Here is a 2,369-nt window from a genome sequence, read left to right as displayed (position 1 = left end):
CATTTTGGATCCATAGAGAGAAAAACAGGCATCCAAAAGTGCTCTTTTGCACCAAATTTTCGGATGCCTGTTTTTGTTTCAAAGTCAAGCTTTATTTTTGGGTAAACTTAAATAAAATTAATTTTTTTTATCTATCTGCAAGCACCTTTTTACAATACTGTAAATGCTTGAAAAATCCATTATTCTTAACTGATATATGTATTAGTACTTGGTCTTAAAAGTTGACATTAAAACATTAAATATGTATCATTTCTTATATTAAATAAAGTAATAATAAAACAAGAATATACATTTTGGAGGTAAAAAATGGCTGGATTATTAGAAGGTAAAAACATCGTCATTATGGGTGTTGCTAACGAAAGAAGTATCGCTTGGGGGATAACCAAATCGATACATCGTGAAGGTGCGAATTTAATCTTTACAAATAGACAAGAAAGATCGTATAAGAAATTGCTCAAATTGCTTGAAAAGCATGATATTACCCCTAAATTAATGGTCTCCTGTGATGTTGCTGATGACAATAGCATTACTGAAGCTTTTGGCAAAATCAAAGAAGAGGTTGGCGTAATTCACGGTCTTGTCCATTCGGTTGCTTTTGCCAATCGGGAGGACTTGCAAGGGGAGTTTGTTGATACTTCCCGGGATGGATTTTTGTTAGCCCAAGAAATTAGTGCTTATTCTTTAGTAGCTGTTACAAAGGCAGCAAAAGACTTAATGACCGAAGGCGGAAGCATTGTCACACAAACATATTTAGGATCAGAACGGGTTATCCCTAATTATAATGTCATGGGAGTGGCAAAAGCATCCCTAGAAGCAAGTGTGCGGTATTTAGCAGAGGACGTCGGTAAACGCAACATCCGTGTTAACGCCATTTCTGCCGGCCCGATTCGTACACTGTCTGCCAAGGGTGTATCCGGTTTTAATGAAAAAGCAAGCGTTATTGAAGAAAAGGCTCCTTTGCGCAGAAGCGTAGATCAGGACCAAGTGGGAGATGCTACACTATTCTTCCTAAGCGACCTTTCTCGTGGAATTACTGGAGAAGTATTGCATGTAGATTCTGGTTTTCACATTATCGGCGGATAAAAAATGCTTAAGAAAGAACTCAACTAATACAGCAAATTTATCTTATCATACAAAAAGACGCATCATTTCGATTGCGTCTTTTTTTAATGCTTTAAAAAGCCACCCATCCCCTTTTAATTGTTTTTAACACAGCATTAGTACGATCCTTTACTTCTAATTTCCTTAATATGGCGGTAACATGATTTTTTACCGTTTTATCGGAAATCATTAAGTTTTGAGCTATCTCATCGTTTGTATTCCCTTTCGCCATCTCCAATAATATTTGCCATTCCCTTTTTGTTAACAATCCCCGCGGCCGAACAACTTTCCTATTTGTTATTCTTAAATAATCTTTATACATGATGGAAGCCAAGTAAGGATGAATGTATCTATGCCCTTTAAGAACCATTTTCATTGCAGCCGCAATTTCTTTTACATCCATTCTCTCACAAAAATAACCATCCAAATCAAATTTAAGCAATTGCAGTATTTGTTCCTCATCGATTTGCGGTACTAATAAAGTAATTCTTGCATTAATACTTTTGTAATATTTTATCGTTCGTTTCAAATTGATTTCCGCAGCAGCATCAATAAAGACAAGATCTGTAGGGTAATTTTGCTGAAACATCTTCTCACAATCATCTTCATTAAATACATAAAAAGAATGTTCGGCTAACGTTTTAGTCAAAATACTGATGACTGCATTTTTATACAATTCTAGTCCCTTCACCACGGTAATGGTACTCAATTGTTGTGCACCCCTCTTAGATATGTAATTTTGTCCACTGTGAAGACAAACGAAACATAAATCCTCCCTAATCTTCTATCTCAATTATTTCTAAATTCCTTCTGATTTTAAATAGGGGAAAACCCTCAAAAAGTCCTAAATATGGCTTCTAAAGCTTCTATAAAGGATTTGGAAGAGGAAAATAATTCGTTGTGCAACAAACAACAAAAGGGTAAAAAAATAGCACTTTTCCAAGGATATTGGAAAAGTGCTATTTTTTCACAGTAAGCTTCCAGCCGGATTCGAACCGACGACCCCTTCCTTACCATGGAAGTGCTCTACCTGCTGAGCTATGGAAGCACAAAAATGGCTCCACAGGTAGGATTCGAACCTACGACCGATCGGTTAACAGCCGATTGCTCTACCACTGAGCTACTGTGGAATAGCTGTGTAGATATAAAATAATTGCCTGGCAACGTCCTACTCTCGCAGGGGGAACCCCCAACTACTATCGGCGCTGGAGAGCTTAACTTCTGTGTTCGGTATGGGAACAGGTGTGACCTCTCCGCCATCGTCACCA

Annotated in this window: 2 protein-coding genes, 2 tRNA genes and 1 rRNA gene; 1 reads left to right on the top strand and 4 read right to left on the bottom strand. The window is 37.4% G+C overall.

Annotated features, from left to right (window positions below):
- Window positions 1-306: 306 nt before the first annotated feature.
- Window positions 307-1,083, top strand: a complete 777-nt coding sequence (fabI, locus tag IEV18_RS16830) for an enoyl-ACP reductase FabI (RefSeq protein WP_188393494.1) — start codon at window positions 307-309, stop codon at window positions 1,081-1,083.
- A 91-nt stretch (window positions 1,084-1,174) separates the two neighbouring features.
- Here fabI and IEV18_RS16825 read toward each other — a convergent pair whose 3' ends face one another.
- The 4 genes from IEV18_RS16825 to rrf all read right to left on the bottom strand — a co-directional run.
- On the bottom strand, window positions 1,175-1,810 hold the full coding sequence (locus IEV18_RS16825) for a response regulator transcription factor (protein WP_188393493.1): 636 nt from the start codon (window positions 1,808-1,810) through the stop codon (window positions 1,175-1,177).
- Between the two features lie 266 nt (window positions 1,811-2,076).
- Window positions 2,077-2,149: transfer RNA gene (locus IEV18_RS16820), tRNA-Thr, on the bottom strand.
- 7 nt (window positions 2,150-2,156) lie between these two features.
- Window positions 2,157-2,231 (bottom strand) — tRNA-Asn (locus tag IEV18_RS16815).
- Between the two features lie 25 nt (window positions 2,232-2,256).
- Window positions 2,257-2,369: ribosomal RNA gene (gene rrf / locus IEV18_RS16810) — 5S ribosomal RNA — on the bottom strand; the annotation flags it as partial.

This window comes from Compostibacillus humi, assembly GCF_014637175.1.
Taxonomy (GTDB): Bacteria; Bacillota; Bacilli; order Bacillales; family Amphibacillaceae; genus Oceanobacillus; species Oceanobacillus humi.
The sequence above is the reverse complement of the archived record's forward strand: the minus strand, read 5'-3'. Positions and strand labels throughout refer to the sequence as shown.